This window comes from Marinobacter sp. EN3 (assembly GCF_000475315.1).
Taxonomy (GTDB): Bacteria; Pseudomonadota; Gammaproteobacteria; order Pseudomonadales; family Oleiphilaceae; genus Marinobacter; species Marinobacter nauticus.
The window spans coordinates 312,319-330,265 of the sequence record NZ_AXCC01000063.1; the positions used below are offsets into that span (position 1 = coordinate 312,319).

Below are 17,947 nucleotides of genomic sequence, written 5' to 3' on the forward strand. Positions count from 1 at the left end.
TATCGGGCCAACGGACGAACAGTTCCCCATGCGCAAGAACCTGCCTGTCACTCAGCGCGAGATCCACATCCCTGAAGGAATGCGGTTGATCAGTACGACCACTCTCAAGGGGGTGATTACTTTCTGTGATGATGACTTCGTCACCATCAGCGGTTACAGCCGGGACGAACTGATCGGTCAGGCCCATAACCTTATCCGGCACCCGGATATGCCCCCGGCGGTTTTTGCTGACATGTGGGAATACCTGAAAGCCGGCAAGGCCTGGATGGGGGTTGTGAAGAACCGGGCCAAGTCCGGTGACCATTACTGGGTGAGCGCCTACGCTACGCCAATTTGGGAAAATGGCCAGATGGTGGGCTATGAATCGGTTCGTGTGCGGGCTTCACGGGATCAGATTGCCCGCGCTGAAAGTCTGTACAAAAAGATCTCCGAAGGTCGGTTGAGCTCCGATTGGCGCAACCGGGCTCTATCCATGGCCCGTTCAGGCTGGCCCTTTGTGGTGTCCATGGGTTTGAGCCTGGGTGCACTGGCATTCGACTCTCCGGCTTTTGCCGTGCTTCTGGTAGTGGTTGGCCACCTGCTGGGTTTTGGTTTGGTGTTTACCTCCATTTCCAACCGGCTCAAGGGCCTGCTGGCGTTGCGTCCGGATGGTTTCCAGGACCCTATCGTCGCCCGCACCTACAGCGATGAGCGTGGACTGATGTCGCGGCTGGCCTTACTGCTGGTGAGTGAGGAGGCGCGAATCAGAACCGCATTGGCCCGCATTGATGATCAGGCTGAGCAACTTCTGGAGCAGGCCAGGGCCTCCCATGGTTACATCAGCGAAGGTGCCTCTGCCATTGCCCGCCAACGGGCCGAAACGGACCAGACCGCCTCCGCCATCAACGAAATGACGGTCTCCATCCAGGAAGTGGCCGAATCCGTTAATCACAACGCCAGGGAAGCGGAACAAGCCAACCGCCAGGCCCATGAGGGTAGCGACCGTAGTGGTGAGGCACTGGGCGCCATCCAGCAACTGGTAAACCAGGTTCAGAGCATTGGTGACTCGGTGGGGCGGTTGGGCGAATCCACCCGCAGCATTGGCGAGGCGGCGGATCTGATCAGCGAAATCGCCGATCAGACCAATCTCCTGGCCCTCAATGCTGCCATTGAGGCGGCCCGGGCCGGAGAACAGGGCCGGGGCTTTGCGGTGGTGGCTGATGAAGTGCGCTCGCTGGCGCAGCGTACCCGGCAGTCGACGGTACGCATACACGAGGTGATTGAGGATTTCCGTGCCCAGGTGGATGAAACCGTGAACGCCGTGCGCGCCGGTGAAAAGATTGCCAGTGATGGTCTGAACCGGGTGCAGGGCGCGGCCGATGCGCTTAATGCCATCGTTAGCTCGGTGGATCGCATCTCCGAGAGTTTTATCACTATGTCCGCGGCGTTTGAAGAGCAGAGCCAGGTGTCGGATGAAATCAATCGCCAGGTGGTGAATATTGCCAGCCTGGCTGACCAGAGTGATGAACAGGCGGATGCGGCAAAACAGAGCAGCGACACCTTGAGCCAGATGGCCGGTGGCCTTAAAGACCTGATTGCTAGATTTGTCAGTAAAACCCGCTGATTAGCTTTCCCGGGCCGCGTCGGGAATGATGAATTCTCCCGGCGCTCGCCCCTCAGCACTGGCATCATGCCGCCAGTGCTGGCAGAATCCCGCCCCAACAGCCCGCACGTCGTGCCGGGCGATCTGACAATTCGTATTTTCCTCAGCCAAAAGCACAGGAAGCAAACACATGACTCAGTCCAACTCCGCAGCAGACAGCGGGAACGGGGCTCGCGGACTCTGGTCTTCCAAGTTCGCGTTTATTCTGGCAGCCACCGGTTCCGCGGTTGGTCTCGGTAATATCTGGAAGTTCCCCTATGTCACCGGCGAGAACGGCGGTGGTGCCTTCGTTCTGGTGTACCTGCTCTGTATTGCCATCATCGGTATTCCCATCATGATGGCGGAAGTGTTTATCGGCCGGAATGGTCGTCATAACCCCATTACCAGTTTTCGGCTGGTGGCGGAGCGCAACCTGGCGTCGCCGGCCTGGCGAGTGTCGGCCATTGTCGGCATGCTGGCTGCGTTTATCATTCTGTCCTTCTACTCGGTCATCGGTGGCTGGGCGGCCTCCTACATTGGCCACGCGGCGATGGGCGATTTCACCGGCGGCACTGCAGAATCTGTGGGCGAGCTGTTCGGTGGACTGCTGGGCAGCCCGATTCAGCTGCTGGCCTGGCACACGGTGTTCATGGCGCTGGTGGTGCTGGTGGTTTCCCGGGGCCTGAAAGGCGGTCTGGAACGTGCGGTTACCATTCTGATGCCGGCGCTGTTCCTGCTGCTGTTGCTGGTGGTTGGCTACGCGACGACGACCGGCCATTTCGGCGAGGCGGTTAGTTTCCTGTTCACCCCGAATTTTGAGGCACTCACGGTGAAAGGCGTACTGGTTGCCCTGGGGCACGCCTTCTTCACACTGAGCCTGGGTATGGCCATCATGATGGCTTACGGTTCCTACCTGGGCCGTGATGTCTCCATCGGCCGCACCGCCGTCAGTGTGGCGATCATGGATACTGTGGTGGCACTGCTGGCGGGCCTGGCCATTTTCCCGGTGGTGTTTGCCAACGGCCTGGAAGCCGGTGCCGGCCCCGGTCTGATCTTCCAGACCCTGCCGCTGGCGTTCGGTAACATGCCCATGGGCAGCCTGTTCGGCACCCTGTTCTTCGTTCTGTTGCTGTTTGCTGCCTGGACCTCTGGCATTTCCCTGCTGGAGCCGGTGGTTGAGTGGGTTGAAGAGAAAACCAGCCTGGCCCGCACCGGCAGCGCTATTCTGGTGGGCGTGCTGTGCTGGGCGCTGGGCATTGTTTCCATTCTGTCCCTGAACGTCTGGTCTGATGTGACGCCGCTGGGCATGTTTGCCGCCTTTGAAGGCAAGACGGTGTTCGACCTGCTGGACTACTTCACCGCCAACATCATGCTGCCACTGTCTGGCCTGCTGACCGCCATTTTTGTGGGCTGGTTTGTGGCCAAGGAATCGCTGAAGAGCGACCTGGCCCTGCAGGGTGGCGCGTTCAGCCTGTGGTACAACCTGATCCGGTTTGTGACGCCGATTGCCGTGGCGATCGTGTTTGTTTACAACCTGACGGCCTGATCGCTCGCTGCTCAGGCAGCAAAAAGAAACCCCGGTGCTGGCGACAGTACCGGGGTTTTGTTTTTGGGGAGCGTGTTATTCGTAGTCGCTCTCGTCCTGCTCCATCACAGCCTTGAGTCGTTCTACGTGGGGCCGGACAGCACGTTTGTCGGCATCGCTCACTTGCTTCGCCGCACTGGATGCGCTTTTGACGGTCACCATCATCTGTTCCATCATTTCGCGCATCTGGGCTTTGGCGGCTTCGGGCATGTCGGGATTGTTTTCCATCTCGGCAATGGCGCGCTCCATCTCCGCGATATCCGGTGCCATGTCGGGCTGGGCTTCCATTTCGATGGCAAACCAGGCGCTGACGATGCGGTCGCCTTTGCGGGCCCAGGCTTCCGGGCTGGAGAATCCGAAGTCATCGACCAGGTCGTCCAGGTCATCGTACATTTCGTGCCCTTTCACTTCGTCCACCATCGAAGACATCATCCGGGCGAAATCCACTTCCCGCTCATCGTCGGCTGGATCTTCGATGGATTCGATGAAGTCCTGATGCTTGTCGATCAGGGGCTGCATGGCTTCCATGCTGGCGATGAAGGAAGTGACATCGTCTTCGGTGAGGTTTTCGCTGTGGGCTAACGGTGCCAGGGCCAGGCTGAGTAGCAGCAGGCCGGCTTGCAGCACGTTGAGGCGCGGTTGGGTGTTACGGTGGTTCATGGTGCACTCCTTGCTGATGATTTCCTGTGGATGTCAGCAAAGAGTAATCCCAGGCTGGCCAGGTTTCCAGAGGTATCAGGAGCTCAGACCTTTCCGCCCAGCAATATGCGCACGGCAGTGCAGGCATCCTCAAGCTCTTCATCGCGGGGTTCGCGGCCGCCAATGATGTCGCTGTACAGGCAGGATTCGGCGATTCGTACCATGAAGTAGGACAAGCTCTGGATGTTCATGGGTGGGCTCAGATGGCCTGCGCGCACTTCGTCTTTGAGCAGGCGGGTGTTCACTTCCACGGTGCGGGCGTGCAGCGTGGAGTGGGAGGAGGTGAGCATTTTCAGGGCGTATTCCGGGTCCTGATGCAGGAACTTTCGCAGCGGCGCGAAGTGCAGGATGGTCATGTTGATGTGGCGGAACACGCCCACCACGTAGTCGACGCCATGGCCGGGGGTAACGGCGCGGGCTTCTTTGTACAGGGGCTCGTACAGGGACCACAGAATTTCACCAATCAGCAGGTCGCGGTTACCAACCCAGCGGAACAGGGTGGCGCGGCCGATGTGGAGGTCGTCGGCGAGGGCAGCCAGGCTGATTTTTTCCCCTTTTAGCCACATTCTTCTGGCGCGGCGGAAGGCGTCCAGGGGGGTGGTTTTGGCGGTTGGTGTGGTCACTTCGGTCCCTTTGGCTGGTTTGGGGACATTCTATCGGTTGCCGGGGCTTGGGGCTATGGCATCACACCCACAGATCGCCAATGGGGGTCTCCGGGCTGAAGTGGTGCAGTACCTGGGCCTGAAGCAGCTCGGCTGTGGCGATGGCGTCGATCAGGGCGTTATGGGAGGCATAGTGGGGCAGGCCGTAGCGGAGCCGGCTGTCGGCCAGGCGGATGGAGATCGGCTTTTTGCCCATCAGTTGCTGCCAGCGGCTGGGGTTGCGGTTTGGGTGCAGGTGCGCTTCGATGGCCATGGTGTCGATGACCGGGAAGCGGAGTTGTTCGTTCAGGCGCCATTGCAGGGCGGTGTTCAGGAACGGGCGTTCGATGTTGCGGTAGTGCACCACGGGGATTCGGCCGTTGAGGTGTTCGAACAGCGGGTCGAGTACGTCTTCCAGGTCCGGGGCGTTTTCGATTTCGCTGTGGGTAATGCCGTGGATGGTCACAGAGGTTTTGTGCAGGGGCAGTCTGGGTCGAACCACCTGGTGCCAGCATTGGCCGAGCTGGATACCTGTCAGGGTAAAGGGCACCAGGCCGATGCTGACGATGGAATGCTGGTCGGCTTCCAGGCCAGTGGTTTCGAAGTCCAGGGCCACTAAGGGGACGTCCCGGACAGGCGTGTCCGGACTGGGGCAGCCGGCTTCGTAGAAGGCGCGGATTCTGGCGTCTTTTGCCTGTTCGGCGCCTTTGCGGTAGTTCTCTGGCCAATTCTGCTTGCTGTTGCCGCTTTTGATCACGCTAGACATTCCGGGTGGCTCCCCCGGCGTTGTAGCGGAAGCGCAGGAATTTCTGGGCGTTACTGACGATCTGGAAGGCGTCTTTCAGGTGGCTGCGTTCAAACGGCGACAGGTCCTCCGGGCGCACGTTGTTGTCCGGGTCGCGGCCCTCTTCGATGGCCAGGGCCTGATGGCGGATGCGGACGATGGAGATGAATTCCAGGGCATCCCGCAGGTTGCCGGCGTCGTCGTCCAGCATGAGTTTGGTTTTGGCGATGTCGCGCAGGCGTTCGAAGGAGTTCTGGGAGCGGGAACCGCAGGCCAGGGCGTGCACCCGGATGAGGTCAGAAACCGGTGCGGTGCCGCGGCGTTTGAGGTTGAAGGTTTTCTGGTGTTTGCCGTCTTCTTCCAGGACGAAGGTGCGGAAGAAGCCCAGGGGCGGCGTGCGGTTCAGGGCATTGCGGGCCAGGAAGGTAAGGAAGCGCTGGCTGTTGCTGGCCTTGTTCACGATCAGGGTTTTCAGCTGTTCAGCATAGTCGGTTTCGCCGTAGATGCCGTCCAGGTCGAAGAAGATGTTGCTGTTGAGCAGGGCTTCGGCTTTGGGGTTGTCGATCCAGTCGGTGAAGTAATCCTTCCACACGCTCAGCGGTTGTCGCCATTTCGGATTGGTGGCCATGATGTCACCGGTGCAGTAGGTGTAGCCGCATTCAGCCAGGCCGTCGGAGACAAATTTGGCCAGGGCCAGGAAGTATTCGTCGTGCTCTTCCGGAATGAAGCTGTCGTCCAGCACCATGGCGTTGTCCTGGTCGGTAACCACCAGCTGTTCATCCCGGGCCATGGAGCCGAGAGCCATAAAGCAATACGGGATGGGTGGCGGGCCGAGTTTTTCCTCGCCCAGCTCCAACAGGCGCTGACTGAAGCTTCGGCCGATGCCAGCCATGGCGCTGCCGATCATGTGGGAATTGGCGTCTTCATTCACCATGCGCACGAAGCTGTCGCGCACTTCGCGGCTGATTTTCTTCAGGCCTTTGACGTCGTTCTGGTGGTAGATGTTGCTCACCAGGTACAAGCTGCTCTGGCTCTCGTATTTGACGATGTCGGACAGCGCGATTACGCCACGCACTTCATGGTCTTCCATCACTGGCAGATGGTGCACGTTATTGTGCAGCATGGTAAGCATGGCTTCGAAGATGTAGCTGCGGGCGCTGATGGTAATCAGCCCTTCGGACATGATCTCGCTGATGGGGGTTTCTGATGGCAGTGCGTTGGTGACCGCCCGGGTGCGCAGATCCCGGTCGGTGATGATGCCCTTGAGCCGGGGCGAATCCCCACTTTCGTCCATCAGCAGCAGTGCCGACACGCCGTTGTCGGTCATGATCCGGGCGGCTTCCTGAAGGCGCACGGTGGTCGGGGCAGAGACTGGCTCGCGGGCAATTAGCCGGGTGACCTTGGCGGACATCAGTTCGTTGGATTTGTGCCGGCGCGAGACCGCCGAACGCAGACGGCTGTGGTCTTCAATCTCGACAAAATCCGCGAAGTTCTCGTCGTTTTCCCACAGATGCTGGAAGGTCTCGTAGGGGATTTTGTAGATCAGGCAGTCTTCGATGGCTTTGGCCGGAAAGCGCACTTTCTGATTGCGCAGCAGGCCAAACTGGCCAAAGATTTCGCCCTCACCGATGCGGTTGTAAAGCTCGCCCGAACGCCGGAAGATTTCCACCGCACCGCTGCGGATGTAGTGCAACCAGTAGTTCTGCTGGCCCAGCTCAAGGATCTGGGTGCCGGCCCGGTAATAGGCCACTTCGATGCCAGTGACGATGCGGTCGAGCAGTTCTTCGGGCATTTCGTCGAAGGGAGCGTGTTGGGCGATGTGGTTGCGGATGTCGAGCAGCTCGGCCTGCATAAAACTCCCTGATCTGGCGACGAAAAACATTTGTTAAAAGATGAATATAGCAGTGTGGGGGTTGTGGGGCCACGCACGGTTTTGACGGATGTCGTTGACCGTCCCCGTTCCGGTTGCTAGCCTTGCCGCACTTTTTTCAGGTGCCTGTCGCAAAGCGCGATGGGTGAAACGGGAAATCGGTGCGCCATTGTATGGCTAATCCGATGCTGCCCCCGCAACGGTAAGCAGGTTAACGGCAATCTGATGCGCCACTGTGCTTCGGCATGGGAAGGTGATTGCCCCGGAGTTCGCTCTGCCTGCAAGCCCGGAGACCGGCCTGGAAAAACACCCGGAGTTGCGGTGGGCTGCTTGGGTGGGCGAATCCCGGCCCGTTTCACAACACCGCACCCGCCTGCCCTCTGCCCGTTCCGCAACCTTAAGCCTGAACCTTGAGTATCAACCCGTGCGGGTGCGCGCGGTTGGCGGAGTAAAGCGATGCATACCCTGAAGTTTCCTGCCGCAATTGCCGGCGTTTCCATGTTGACCCTGCCCCTGGCTGTGGCTGCCCAGTCTTCCGAACCTGCTGAAAACCTTGATCCGATTGTCGTGACTGCGACCCTTGGGCCGAAGACGGTGGGGGAGAGTTTGTCTTCGGTGACGGTGATTGAGCGCGCAGATATCGAGCGCCGGCAACCGGCCGAGTTCCGGGATCTTTTGCGTGCTCAACCGGGTGTTCATGTGGTGTCTGATGGTAGTTACGGTAAAACCACCAGCCTGTTTCTGCGTGGCGCCGGTAGTTCCGGCACGGTTCTTCTACTGGATGGAATTCGTTTGCGCTCGGGCACAGCTGGTATCCCGCCCTGGCAGTTTCTGCCACCGGAGCTGATGGAGCGTGTGGAGCTGGTGCGTGGTGCCAAGAGTTCATTGTATGGTGCTGATGCTGTCGGCGGTGTGGTTCAGGCCTTCACGCTGGAGCCACAGGCGAACCAACAGGGGTGGGCTGAAGTATCGGGTGGTTCTCACAAGACCCGTGAGACCTCAGTTGGCTTTGCTGGTAAAGCGGGACAAACTTCTGTGCTGGCAAGCGGTGTTTACTCCGATACTGATGGAACCAACCTGCGTGCCGGTGGCGATGACAAAGGCTTTCGCAATGCAGGCGGCCTCGCCAAGATCAGCCACCGGTTCGAGCAAGGTGGCGGAGCTGGTGTAACCGTTTTTCAGTCTGAAGGTAACACTGAGTTCGAGAACGGCGATACCGATTACATGATCCGGGCGGCCGGGCTGTATGTTGAGGCGGTGGCCAGCGATTACTGGCGTACCCGGATCCAGTTCTCGGAAGCACGGGATGAGCAGGAAACGTTCGGTGCCTACCCGAGCATCTACGATTCATTGTCCCGTTCTGCCCGTTGGGAGAACACGCTGACCGCCGGTGTTCATGAACTGGTGCTGGGCTCCGAAGTGATGGTGGATGAAGTCGAGGGCAGCGACGAGTTTACCGAAACCAGCCGTACCAACGCTGCGGTGTTTGGCCAGGGGCGCCTGAACTTCGGGGCAACGGATGTCATGCTGAGCCTGCGCCTGGATGATAACGAAGCCTTTGGCAAAGAAGAGACCGGTGGCATTGCCGTTGGCCACCAATTTGATCGTGCTCATCGGGTTCGTCTGAGCTATGCGACCTCATTCAGGGCGCCGACTTTCAATGATCTCTACCTGACCACACCTTACTACACCGGTAACCCGAACCTGGAGGCGGAACAGGGCGAGATGGTTGAACTGGGCATGTCGGGTCGCTACGACCGTTGGTTCTGGGATCTGGCGCTTTACCAGAATGATGTGGAAGACCTGATTACCTATGTATCTGATCCGGTTACCTGGAATGGCACCATGGAGAACGTGGAGACTGCAAGGATTCGCGGTGCTGAACTCTCATCCGGTTTCGACACTGGCGGCTGGAATATCGCGGCGGCCCTAAGCTACTCGGATACAGAAAACAGGGACACGGGTGCCCGTTTGCCTCGTCGTGCGGAAAAGACCGCGCGACTTGATGTTGATCGGCTGTTCTCGCGGTGGTCGGTAGGCGCCAGCCTTGTTGCTGAAGGCAATCGCTATAACGATGCCGCTAACACCAGCCTCTTGCCAGGCCACGGCACCGTCGATCTGCGAGCCGCCTGGAATTTCCTGCCCGGATGGTCGGCCAGCTTCAAGGTGGATAATGTGCTGGATCGTCGTTACACCACCAGCCTTGGCAGTGACAACGTCACCTTCGAGCCGTTCGACTATCTCGCCGCAGGCCGGACGTACATGGCAAGCGTACGCTATGATTTCAGCCGGTAAAGTACTTATCCAGAAAGGTATTGTTTCCTGATGATGGCTCGCGGGCTCACCCTCCTGACCGCTCTCCTACTAGCACCCCTCCCGGTGCTGGCAGAAACCCTGTGTGCCCGCGATGCCCTGCAACGTGATGTCTGCCTGCCGGATGCCGCCACCCGAATTGTCTCCCTGTCGCCCGGCGCCACGGAGCTTCTTTTTTCCGCCGGTGCCGGCGACAAGGTGGTGGGCGCCGGGGCCTGGAGTGATTATCCGCCAGCGGCGGAGCAGTTGCCCCGTGTGGGGGACAGCAACCGGTTGGACCTGGAGGTGATTCTTTCGTTGCAGCCAGACCTGGTGGTGGCCTGGGTGGATGGTAATTCCCGACAGCAGGTGGAGCGGCTGGAGCAGCTGGGTTTGCCGGCGTTCTGGCTGTCGCCCAGGGAGTTTGAGGATATTCCCCGGGCTATTGAACAGCTTGGTACGCTGGCGGGTACTTTGGATGTGGCGCAATCCGAAGCGCTGTCGTTCCGGCAGGGCATCCGGGAACTGGAGGAACGCTACCACTCAGCCGACCCCATTCGGGTGTTCTACCAGATCTGGGATCAGCCCCTGATGACCATCAACCGGGATGAGTTGATCGGTAAAGCCATCGAGCTGTGTGGCGGTATCAATGTCTTTGGTCACCTGCCCCGGCTGGTGCCTCGCATCAGTACCGAGGCGGTTCTGGAAGCCGCACCGGAGGTGATTGTAACCTCTGGCCGTGAGGGCAATGACCGGGCGTGGCTGGCAAGCTGGGAAGCCTACCCAGGCTTGCCGGCGGTCGCTGCCGGCAACCTCTTCCTGGAGCCGCCGGATCTTCTTGCCCGCCCGACTGTTCGTATGCTCGAAGGCGTAAGCCATCTGTGCCAGACACTGGAGACCGCCCGTGGCCGGCTTTAATGCCCTGCGTCCGCTGGCTGTGCTGGTGCTGATCAGCATCGCCGCAGTCACCTTCGCCATCGCCGTGGGCAGTGCCCAGATTGGCGTTGGCAAGGTGGTGTGGGTGTTGGCCGGGGGCGGCTCGGACCTGGATCGTACCCTGATCCTGGATCTACGCCTGCCCCGGGTGCTCAGCGCCTTTGCTGTGGGTGGCTTGCTGGCGGTGGCCGGTGCCTTGATGCAGGTATTGCTGCGCAACCCCCTGGCGGACCCCTATGTACTTGGCCTGTCTGGCGGTGCAGCGGTGGGCGCCCTGCTGGCTATGCTGGCGGGTATGGCCGGATTGATTGTGTCCGGTTCCGCCTTTGCCGGTGCCATGCTGGCCACCCTGCTGGTGTTTGGCCTGGCCCACGGCAGCGGCAGCTGGACACCTTCGCGCCTGCTGCTGACCGGTGTTGTAGTAGCTGCTGGCTGGGGTGCATTGATTACCCTGATCCTGGCCATGACACCGGCAGCCCGGTTGCCGGGCATGCTGTACTGGCTGATGGGCGACCTGTCTCATTCCGGCCAGCCCTGGCCCGGTTTGCTGGTGTTGGTGCTGGTGATCCTGCTGGTGCTGCCGCTGGGCCGGAGCCTGAATGTACTTGCCCGGGGTTCCATGCAGGCGGCGGCGCTGGGCGTGTCGGTTCGGCCGCTGGAATGGCTGGTGTACCTGCTGGCCAGTTTGCTGACTGCAACCGCCGTGACCATGGCCGGTGCAGTCGGGTTTGTCGGGCTGGTGGTGCCGCATATGCTTAGGCTGGTGCTGGGCAATGACCAGCGCCTGATTCTGCCTGCCTGTGCCCTGGCCGGTGGCATTCTGCTGGTGCTGGCGGATACCCTGGGGCGGGTGGTGATTGCCCCGGAGCAACTGCCGGTGGGTGTGATTACCGCTTTGCTGGGGGTGCCCACCTTCCTGTACCTGCTGTACCGGAGCCGATGATGACGACGTTGGCGACTCACGAGCTTGTGATCGACATTCCCGGGCGGGCGTCCGGATCGCCACTGGGACTGCAGGTTGCACCGGGGCAGATCTGGGGTGTGCTCGGCCCCAACGGTACCGGCAAAACCACCCTGCTCCACACCCTGGCTGGCCTTCGGCCACCCCGAGGCGGGCAGGTGTTGCTGGATCAGAAACCCCAAACCTCTCTGCGTCGCAAACAGGTGTCCCGTAATGTTGGTTTAGTCTTTCAGGACCGGCAAGACGGCTTCCCCGCCACGGTCCTGGAAACCGCCCTGATTGGCCGTCATCCCTGGCTCTCGGCCTGGCAAATGGAATCCGCGAACGATATCGCCCTGGCCGAACAGGCCCTGCAGGCCCTGGATGTAGCGCACCTGCGGGATCGTCTGGTCAGCACCCTGTCTGGCGGCGAACGCCAGCGGGTAGCTATTGTCACCCTGATGACCCAGAACCCGGACATCTGGTTGCTGGACGAACCCACCAACCACCTGGACCTGCACCATCAGGTGGCCGTGATGAACCTGCTCACCGCCCGTGCCAACAGCGGCAAGGCGGTGTTTATGTGCCTGCACGACCTGAACCTGGCTGCCCGCTGGTGTGACCATCTTCTACTGCTCTATCCGGATGGCCAGGCCTGCTGGGGGCCGGCGGATACGATGCTGGTGCCCGCGGCCCTTGAACAGTTGTATAACCAGAAGCTGGAAACGGTGGAGGTGGATGGCGCACCGTTCTTTGTGCCCAGCCGCGGGAGCTGATCAGCCGTTTGTCAGGATTTGATCGGCGGTAGTACTTCGACGAGCCCTTTTAATTCCCGGGTGATTTCAAATAACTCCCTGAGCAACTGGGGGTTCACGTCCATATGGCCTTCGTATTCGGCTAGGTTGCGGGCTGCATGGCACTTATCGAGCACACGCCATTTTGCGTTGGATAAGCCAACGGTATGCTGAAGACACTGGAACACAATGTAGCGGCTTTCTGACCGATACCCGTGCCAGCGCAGCGCGGCCAGCGATAAGGCGTGAGCGGCGCCGTAAGCGAGTGAAAACTGGCTGTCGGCCGATTATCCAGTGCTTCCATGCGCTAAGTCCTTTTCATTGGTGAAAACCAGCTCCAGCCGGGGCTGCTCCAGAACCCGTGTAACAAAGCTCTGTTGCTCTTTGATCCGTTGCTCAAATTCGGCTGGTGAGTATACCGTTGGATTGATGGTGCGTTGCAATTGCTGCTCGGCGGGAGCCAGTAACTCCATGATTCCGCTGTAACTCAGATCGTTGCCCACGAGCATCAAATCAACATCGCTTGCCGAATGGGCTTCACCCTTGGCAACGGAACCGTAAATAAAGGCCTGCTCCAGTTGATCGGCCAGCGGTGCCAGCGCGGTTTGCAGTATCTCGCGGATACCAAAGGTTTTCTGCACGAGGCTGCACAATTCCTGAAAGATGGGGGTGTCCTGATTGGCCTGATAATGGTGCTGGTTTCCATGGGGTATCATGATCACCAAGCCAGATTCGGTTAGCTTGGCCAACTCCCGGACGACCGAACCCCGGCCGATCTGGGCAAGCCGTACCAGTTCGTTCAGGTAGAAACTCTGGTCCGGGTGGCCATAAAGTACGGAAAGTAGCCGCTGCTGGGTTTTGGTAAAGAGTGCATCACCGATGCTTCTGCCTGGCATAATCTGGGCTCTGCTGACTAGGTCCTGTTATGGGTACTATAGTACCCAATATGGGAATTGAAAGTCTCAAAAAAGGTACTAAAGGTCTCATTTTGGGTACTATGAGTCCCTTTGTGAGACTTCTTTTTGTGTTTTGACAGCTCTGCCTTTTGGAGAGTGCTATGAACTTTACTGAATTCTACAACGTCGCCCTCGCCCGCAAAGGTGGTGAGCAGGCCCTGCAAGCCCTGCTGCCGCCGGTGGTGGAGAAAAGCCGGCTGGCGGAGGTGAGTGACGACCGCTATCTGTCGGAGATGACTCGCTGCATTTTCAAGGCGGGGTTTGTCTGGCGGGTCATCGAGAACAAGTGGCCGGATTCTGAGGCGGCGTTTGACGGTTTTGTTCCGGCCTACTGGCAGCAAGTGCCACCGGAGGTGCTGGAACGGTTGGCGGCGGATGAGCGTATCGTCCGCAACATGCAGAAAATCCGCACCGTGCCGGAAAACGCCCGGATGATCATGGATGTGGCGAAAGATCACGGCAGCTTCGGGCAGTTTCTCGCTAACTGGCCGGGTGATGACCAGGTGGGCTTGTTGCTTTACCTAAAGCGTAACGGTGAGCGGCTGGGCGGTAACTCGGCCCAGTACTTTCTTCGCCGAGTGGGCTGGGATGGTTTTATCCTGTCCCACGATGTGGTTACCGCTCTTACCCGAGCCGGCATTCTGGATGCCTCTCCTGCCAGCAAGAAAGGCCTGACCCAGGCCCAGCAGGCGTTCAACCAGTGGCACCAGGAAACCGGGTTGCCGGTGAGCCATTTGTCGCGGATTGTGTCGTTTACGGTGGATAATTAGCCAGACGGGACACGAGGGCTCGCCGGGTTTTCAGCCGGCGACGACACCAAAAAGCGCACCAATGCCCGCAGTAAGCGCCATGGCGAGCGCCCCCCAAAACATAACCCGGATGGTGCCCCGCATGACACCCGCACCGCCGGCCCGGGCGGACAGGGCACCAAGGCCTGCGAGGAAAATCAGTGAACTCACCGATACCGCGCCGAGAACCAGACTGACCGGAACCAGCAGAAGTACAGTCAGGGGCAGGGCTGCACCAACGGCAAAGGTGGCTGCCGAGGCCAGGGCTGCCTGCACGGGTCTGGCGGTAAGGGCATCCGTAATACCCAGTTCGTCCCGGGCGTGGGCACCCAGGGCATCGTGCCTGGTTAACTCGGTCGCCACTTGCTGCGCCAGCTCCCGGCTCAGACCGCGAGCGCGGTATATACCCGCCAACTCTGCCAGCTCTGACTCAGGGTCCGATTCAAGTTCCTGGTGCTCGCGCTTGAGATCGGCCTGTTCGGTATCAGCCTGCGAACTGACCGACACATACTCGCCGGCGGCCATCGACATGGCACCCGCCACCAGCCCCGCTACCCCGGCAACAAGAATGGCCTCTTTGCTGGCTCCGCTGGCCGCGACCCCAAGCACCAGGCTGGCGGTAGACACAATGCCATCGTTGGCGCCCAGAACGGCGGCCCTCAGCCAGCCAGTTCGGTGAACTCTGTGATTTTCCATCTATCATGGTCCGTGTGTAGGGAGTGCATGAGGCAACATAGCACACAGGAATCCTGGCGGGTTTATTTCAGCCAGGTTCCCGGTTGTCGGGTGGTGAAGCGCAACACGGACGCCGGAGGCTCGCACTCCGGTTTCAGGTGGTTGTCGCTCAGCAGCAGGAAGTTGTCCCGGTGAGCCGTGCCAATGGTTTTTGCGCCGTCAGTGGTGAAGCAAGACAGGGCATGCCGATCGGCCACAATCAGATAGCTATCCGGCGTCTCCCTCATCCAAAGCCAGGCATTCCGATCTTCCTGTTCCAGTGAACTGAAGAAGCTGAAATGCGTGAAATCGCGCTTTGAGAAAAGGATAAACTGTTCCCGAAAATCAATCATGCCGATCTGGCCCCCGGCTGGCGCGATCTGCTCTGCCGCCGCCAACACATTCCTGGGGGTGCGCAATGGCTCGAGAATCCGATAACCCCAGGTGGTGAATACCAGCCAGCTCAGCATCAGGGCAACGAACCAGCGCCCAAGAGCCTGGGAGCGCCAGAGCGCTACGAGGCTCACCAGCCAGATAAGCCCGAGGGTGAATAGCAGGCTGCCGGCTTCGTGCAGTCGGGCAGGATCCTGGGTGTAGTCGGCGACTTTTTCCACCAGGCGGGGGAGATCGTTCCAGGCCATCACGCCAATGCTGACCAGGGCGGCACCCAGCAACAGGTGCAGGCCGGTCATGGCCGGCCCGAACCAGCGTGCCGGGCGTTGTCCGCTCAATGCCGGAGCCAGGCTCAGGGCCAGTGCTGGCAGAGCCGGGAGCACATACACCCCGCGTTTGCCCGGGCTCAGGCTGAAAAATGCCACCACCAACACGACCCACGCCAGCAGAACCACCACGTCCAGCCTGTGTTTGAGAATCTCACGAATGGGCCGCAGCAGTGCCAGGAATAGCAGCGGCAGCGGAAACCACAGCGAGGGAATCACGCTGACGACGTAGTAATACCAGGGCTGAATGTGCCCCCAGGAATCGGCATAGCGCTCACCGGTCTGTTTGAACAGAATGTTGTCGCGATAGGCCAGGGCCTCGTCCGTGCCCAGGTGACTGACGGCCAGCACCATCGGCACCAGCCAGGCTGCCACAACGGCCAGCATGACCAGGGGGCCGAGGGCGCAGCGCCAGCGGAGTGTGCCCTGAAACCGAGAAGTGTCCTGCAGTTTCAGGGCCAGTATCGGAATGAACAGCAAGGCGGGCAGAAAGCCAACCCCTTTGGTAATAATGCCAAGCCCCATAAAGGCCCAGGCCACGAAATACCAACGCCAGGACGGCTGCACGAAAAAATGCCGGATCAGACCGTAACAGGCCACCATGATCCAGCAGGCCACCATGGCATCAATCTGGGCTCGCTGGGCCTGAATCAGGAACTGGGGTGCCACCATCAGCAGCAGTGCGGCAATGGCGCCGGTGCGTTGGTTCCACAAGCGTGTGCCCAGATCGAACACCAGGCCCAGGGTTAGCAGGCTGCACAGGGCGTTCGGCAGCAGAAACGCGATTTTCAGGTTGCCGGTCAGCCAGTAGAAAAAGGCGATGGCCCACATGAACACCGGTGGTTTGTCCGGGTAGAGTTCGCCGCCCCGCATGGGCAGCAGCCATTGCCCGGAGGCCACCATTTCCCGGGCGACTTCGGCGAATCGCGGTTCGTCGGCGGGCCACGGAGAGCGTAACCCGATGCCGGTCAGAATCATGAGTGCCGCGAAGGCCAGTACCACCAGTAACAATCGGTTGTACGGCAGATTGAATAAGGTGTCGGGTAAACGCCGAAGACGGAAGTCGAGTGTCATAATCGCAACTCAGGAGGGGTCAGATACGGAATCAGCAAGGGTCTGATTGCGCTGGTTGTGATACAGGTAAGCGCCAATGGCACTTGCCAGCGCGAACAGAACCGCGCTTACCACAAGCTGATCGAGACGGGCCTGGCCAATCCCTGCGCCGGCCATTGCAAAGATCACCATCTGGGGCAGGTAGCCAAGAACGCTGCCCAACAAAAATGGGACGAATCGTATCCCGGAACACCCGGCGAGGAGATTGGTGACAAGATTGCTGCCTACCGGCAACAGCCTGATCATGAGTATTTTGAGCAGAGTGCCTTCCGTGAACAGCAGGTCAAAACGTTGCATGCGATCTGAAAAACGGTTCAGGAGTGCTTTTCGCAAAAGCCAGCGTGCGACAAAAAAGCAGCCTGTCGCGCCAATGGCTGTAGCGATAGTCGATAGGATCGCACCCTGAATGCTGCCTGCGGCAAATCCCAGAACGAAAGCGAGGACCTGTCTGGGGGCTCCGAATCCAGTGAAAAGTGCACCGAGCAGCGTAATGGCTGAAAGTCCTGCCAGCCCATTACTGTTCAGGAAATCTGCCACGCGCTCCTGATCGGTCAGAAAACCGAACCAGTCCCCGCTCATGGTCAGATAGCCTGTTAATACCAGGATGGCGAAAGATAGCCAGCGCAGTCCCGAAGCCATATCAAGCCCGTTCCGTTGCCGGTCGACTGTTGTTCGGATCCTCTAGGTTTGCAATTTGAGGAACTCGTGTGCGGTGAAGTAACCACATAACGCCGATCATATCGACGATTCCGGCCCATGCACGGTTCCAGGCATTGTATTTGGAAATCCCGGCCATTCTTGGGCGATGATTGACCTCGACAATGGCGATTTCGCCTCCCGCGCCTTTCACCAGCGCGGGAATGAACCGATGGGCGTGATCGAACCACGGCAGTTTGAGAAAGGTCGATCGGGGAAACAGCTTCAGTCCACAGCCTGTATCGGGAACTCCATCATGTAGAAAGGCGTTGCGAATACGATTAGCCAGGCGTGATTGGAAACGTTTCCATGCTGTATCCTTCCGATTTCTGCGATAGCCGGCAATACAAAAGTCGGGATTGTGGAGTCTGTTCGCTTGTTGCAACAGTGCTGGAATATCGGCGGGGTCGTTTTGACCATCTCCGTCCATTGTCACAATCAGTTGGCCTGTGGCGCGAAGGATACCGGTCGCCAGTGCCCCGCTCTGTCCGATGCTCTGTTCATGTCGAACCGCCAATAGCCTGCCCCCCAAAGCCTCGGCAGTGCGACGAGCTGTTGCCAGTGTCTGGTCGGAACTGCCATCGTCCACGAGCACGACTTCAAAGCCCGGGTAATCCCTCATAACGTTGAAGGCCTCGGTCAGCAGCTTCGCGATGTTTTCCTGCTCGTTTTTTGCAGGAATGACCAGTGACAGAGTGCTGTGCTGAGACATTGAGATATTCTCCAAGATGTTAACCAAACCACGTTGCCGTGCGGTTTATGCCTTGAAGAATTATCTGCCTTAAGGAAGGTCTGAATA

16 protein-coding genes and 1 riboswitch are annotated in these 17,947 nt (G+C 59.4%); of the genes, 7 read left to right on the forward strand and 9 right to left on the reverse strand.

All coding sequences use genetic code 11. The features are described 5' to 3' along the window. Positions 1-28: 28 nt before the first annotated feature. Together Q675_RS35230 and Q675_RS35235 are read left to right on the forward strand one after the other, a co-directional pair. Entirely contained in the window at positions 29-1,603 is a 1,575-nt protein-coding gene (locus Q675_RS35230; protein WP_023012014.1) for a PAS domain-containing methyl-accepting chemotaxis protein, read from the forward strand. Positions 1,604-1,772: 169 nt separating this feature from the next. Further along, on the forward strand, positions 1,773-3,167 hold the full coding sequence (locus Q675_RS35235) for a sodium-dependent transporter (protein WP_011783817.1): 1,395 nt from the start codon (positions 1,773-1,775) through the stop codon (positions 3,165-3,167). A 75-nt stretch (positions 3,168-3,242) separates the two neighbouring features. On the opposite strand, the gene Q675_RS35240 is transcribed toward Q675_RS35235, so the two are convergent. From Q675_RS35240 to Q675_RS35255, 4 genes are all read right to left on the reverse strand, one after another. Continuing rightward, entirely contained in the window at positions 3,243-3,866 is a 624-nt protein-coding gene (locus Q675_RS35240; protein ID WP_011783818.1) for a hypothetical protein, read from the reverse strand. Between the two features lie 83 nt (positions 3,867-3,949). Then, positions 3,950-4,528: a QsdR family transcriptional regulator gene (locus Q675_RS35245; protein WP_011783819.1), complete on the reverse strand. Its 579-nt coding sequence runs from the start codon at positions 4,526-4,528 to the stop codon at positions 3,950-3,952. A gap of 61 nt (positions 4,529-4,589) precedes the next feature. Continuing rightward, positions 4,590-5,312, reverse strand: coding sequence for a 3'-5' exonuclease (locus Q675_RS35250; protein WP_011783820.1), 723 nt, complete (start codon positions 5,310-5,312; stop codon positions 4,590-4,592). Next, the gene (locus Q675_RS35255; RefSeq protein ID WP_011783821.1) at positions 5,305-7,182 is read right to left on the reverse strand and encodes a putative nucleotidyltransferase substrate binding domain-containing protein; all 1,878 of its coding nucleotides are present in this window, start codon (positions 7,180-7,182) and stop codon (positions 5,305-5,307) included. The genes Q675_RS35250 and Q675_RS35255 overlap by 8 nt, the downstream gene beginning before the upstream one ends. 121 nt (positions 7,183-7,303) lie before the next feature. Then, positions 7,304-7,517: riboswitch (cobalamin riboswitch) on the forward strand. Between the two features lie 139 nt (positions 7,518-7,656). Between Q675_RS35255 and Q675_RS35260 the strand changes: the two genes are divergently transcribed. The 4 genes from Q675_RS35260 (at position 7,657) to Q675_RS35275 (ending at position 12,144) form a co-directional block, all read left to right on the forward strand. Next, positions 7,657-9,495, forward strand: a complete 1,839-nt coding sequence (locus Q675_RS35260) for a TonB-dependent receptor plug domain-containing protein (protein WP_023012016.1) — start codon at positions 7,657-7,659, stop codon at positions 9,493-9,495. An 84-nt stretch (positions 9,496-9,579) separates the two neighbouring features. Further along, positions 9,580-10,410 carry a cobalamin-binding protein gene (locus Q675_RS35265; RefSeq protein WP_227499601.1) on the forward strand — a complete coding sequence of 277 codons (831 nt, stop codon included), beginning with the start codon at positions 9,580-9,582 and terminating at the stop codon, positions 10,408-10,410. Positions 10,411-10,423: 13 nt separating this feature from the next. Then, the gene (locus Q675_RS35270) at positions 10,424-11,371 is read left to right on the forward strand and encodes a FecCD family ABC transporter permease (protein WP_413771521.1); all 948 of its coding nucleotides are present in this window, start codon (positions 10,424-10,426) and stop codon (positions 11,369-11,371) included. After that, positions 11,371-12,144: an ABC transporter ATP-binding protein gene (locus Q675_RS35275; RefSeq protein WP_022990563.1), complete on the forward strand. Its 774-nt coding sequence runs from the start codon at positions 11,371-11,373 to the stop codon at positions 12,142-12,144. Before Q675_RS35270 ends, Q675_RS35275 begins: the two co-directional genes overlap by 1 nt. 305 nt (positions 12,145-12,449) lie before the next feature. Here the strand turns inward: Q675_RS35275 and Q675_RS38235 are convergent, their stop codons facing one another. Continuing rightward, a complete protein-coding gene (locus tag Q675_RS38235) occupies positions 12,450-13,058 on the reverse strand; it encodes a nucleotidyltransferase domain-containing protein (protein ID WP_023012017.1) in 609 nt (202 codons plus the stop codon). A gap of 161 nt (positions 13,059-13,219) precedes the next feature. On the opposite strand from Q675_RS38235, the gene Q675_RS35285 reads away from it, so the two are divergent. Further along, positions 13,220-13,888 carry a DNA-3-methyladenine glycosylase I gene (locus Q675_RS35285; protein ID WP_022990566.1) on the forward strand — a complete coding sequence of 223 codons (669 nt, stop codon included), beginning with the start codon at positions 13,220-13,222 and terminating at the stop codon, positions 13,886-13,888. Between the two features lie 30 nt (positions 13,889-13,918). On the opposite strand, the gene Q675_RS35290 is transcribed toward Q675_RS35285, so the two are convergent. The 4 genes from Q675_RS35290 to Q675_RS35305 all read right to left on the reverse strand — a co-directional run bounded on the left by Q675_RS35290 (position 13,919) and on the right by Q675_RS35305 (position 17,860). Continuing rightward, positions 13,919-14,602, reverse strand: a complete 684-nt coding sequence (locus tag Q675_RS35290) for a VIT family protein (protein ID WP_022990567.1) — start codon at positions 14,600-14,602, stop codon at positions 13,919-13,921. 62 nt (positions 14,603-14,664) lie between these two features. Further along, a complete protein-coding gene (locus tag Q675_RS35295; RefSeq protein WP_023012018.1) occupies positions 14,665-16,413 on the reverse strand; it encodes an ArnT family glycosyltransferase in 1,749 nt (582 codons plus the stop codon). A 9-nt stretch (positions 16,414-16,422) separates the two neighbouring features. Beyond that, positions 16,423-17,091, reverse strand: a complete 669-nt coding sequence (locus Q675_RS35300) for a TVP38/TMEM64 family protein (protein ID WP_011783837.1) — start codon at positions 17,089-17,091, stop codon at positions 16,423-16,425. A gap of 1 nt (position 17,092) precedes the next feature. Next, positions 17,093-17,860, reverse strand: a complete 768-nt coding sequence (locus tag Q675_RS35305) for a glycosyltransferase family 2 protein (protein WP_031211751.1) — start codon at positions 17,858-17,860, stop codon at positions 17,093-17,095. Between the last annotated feature and the right edge of the window lie 87 nt (positions 17,861-17,947).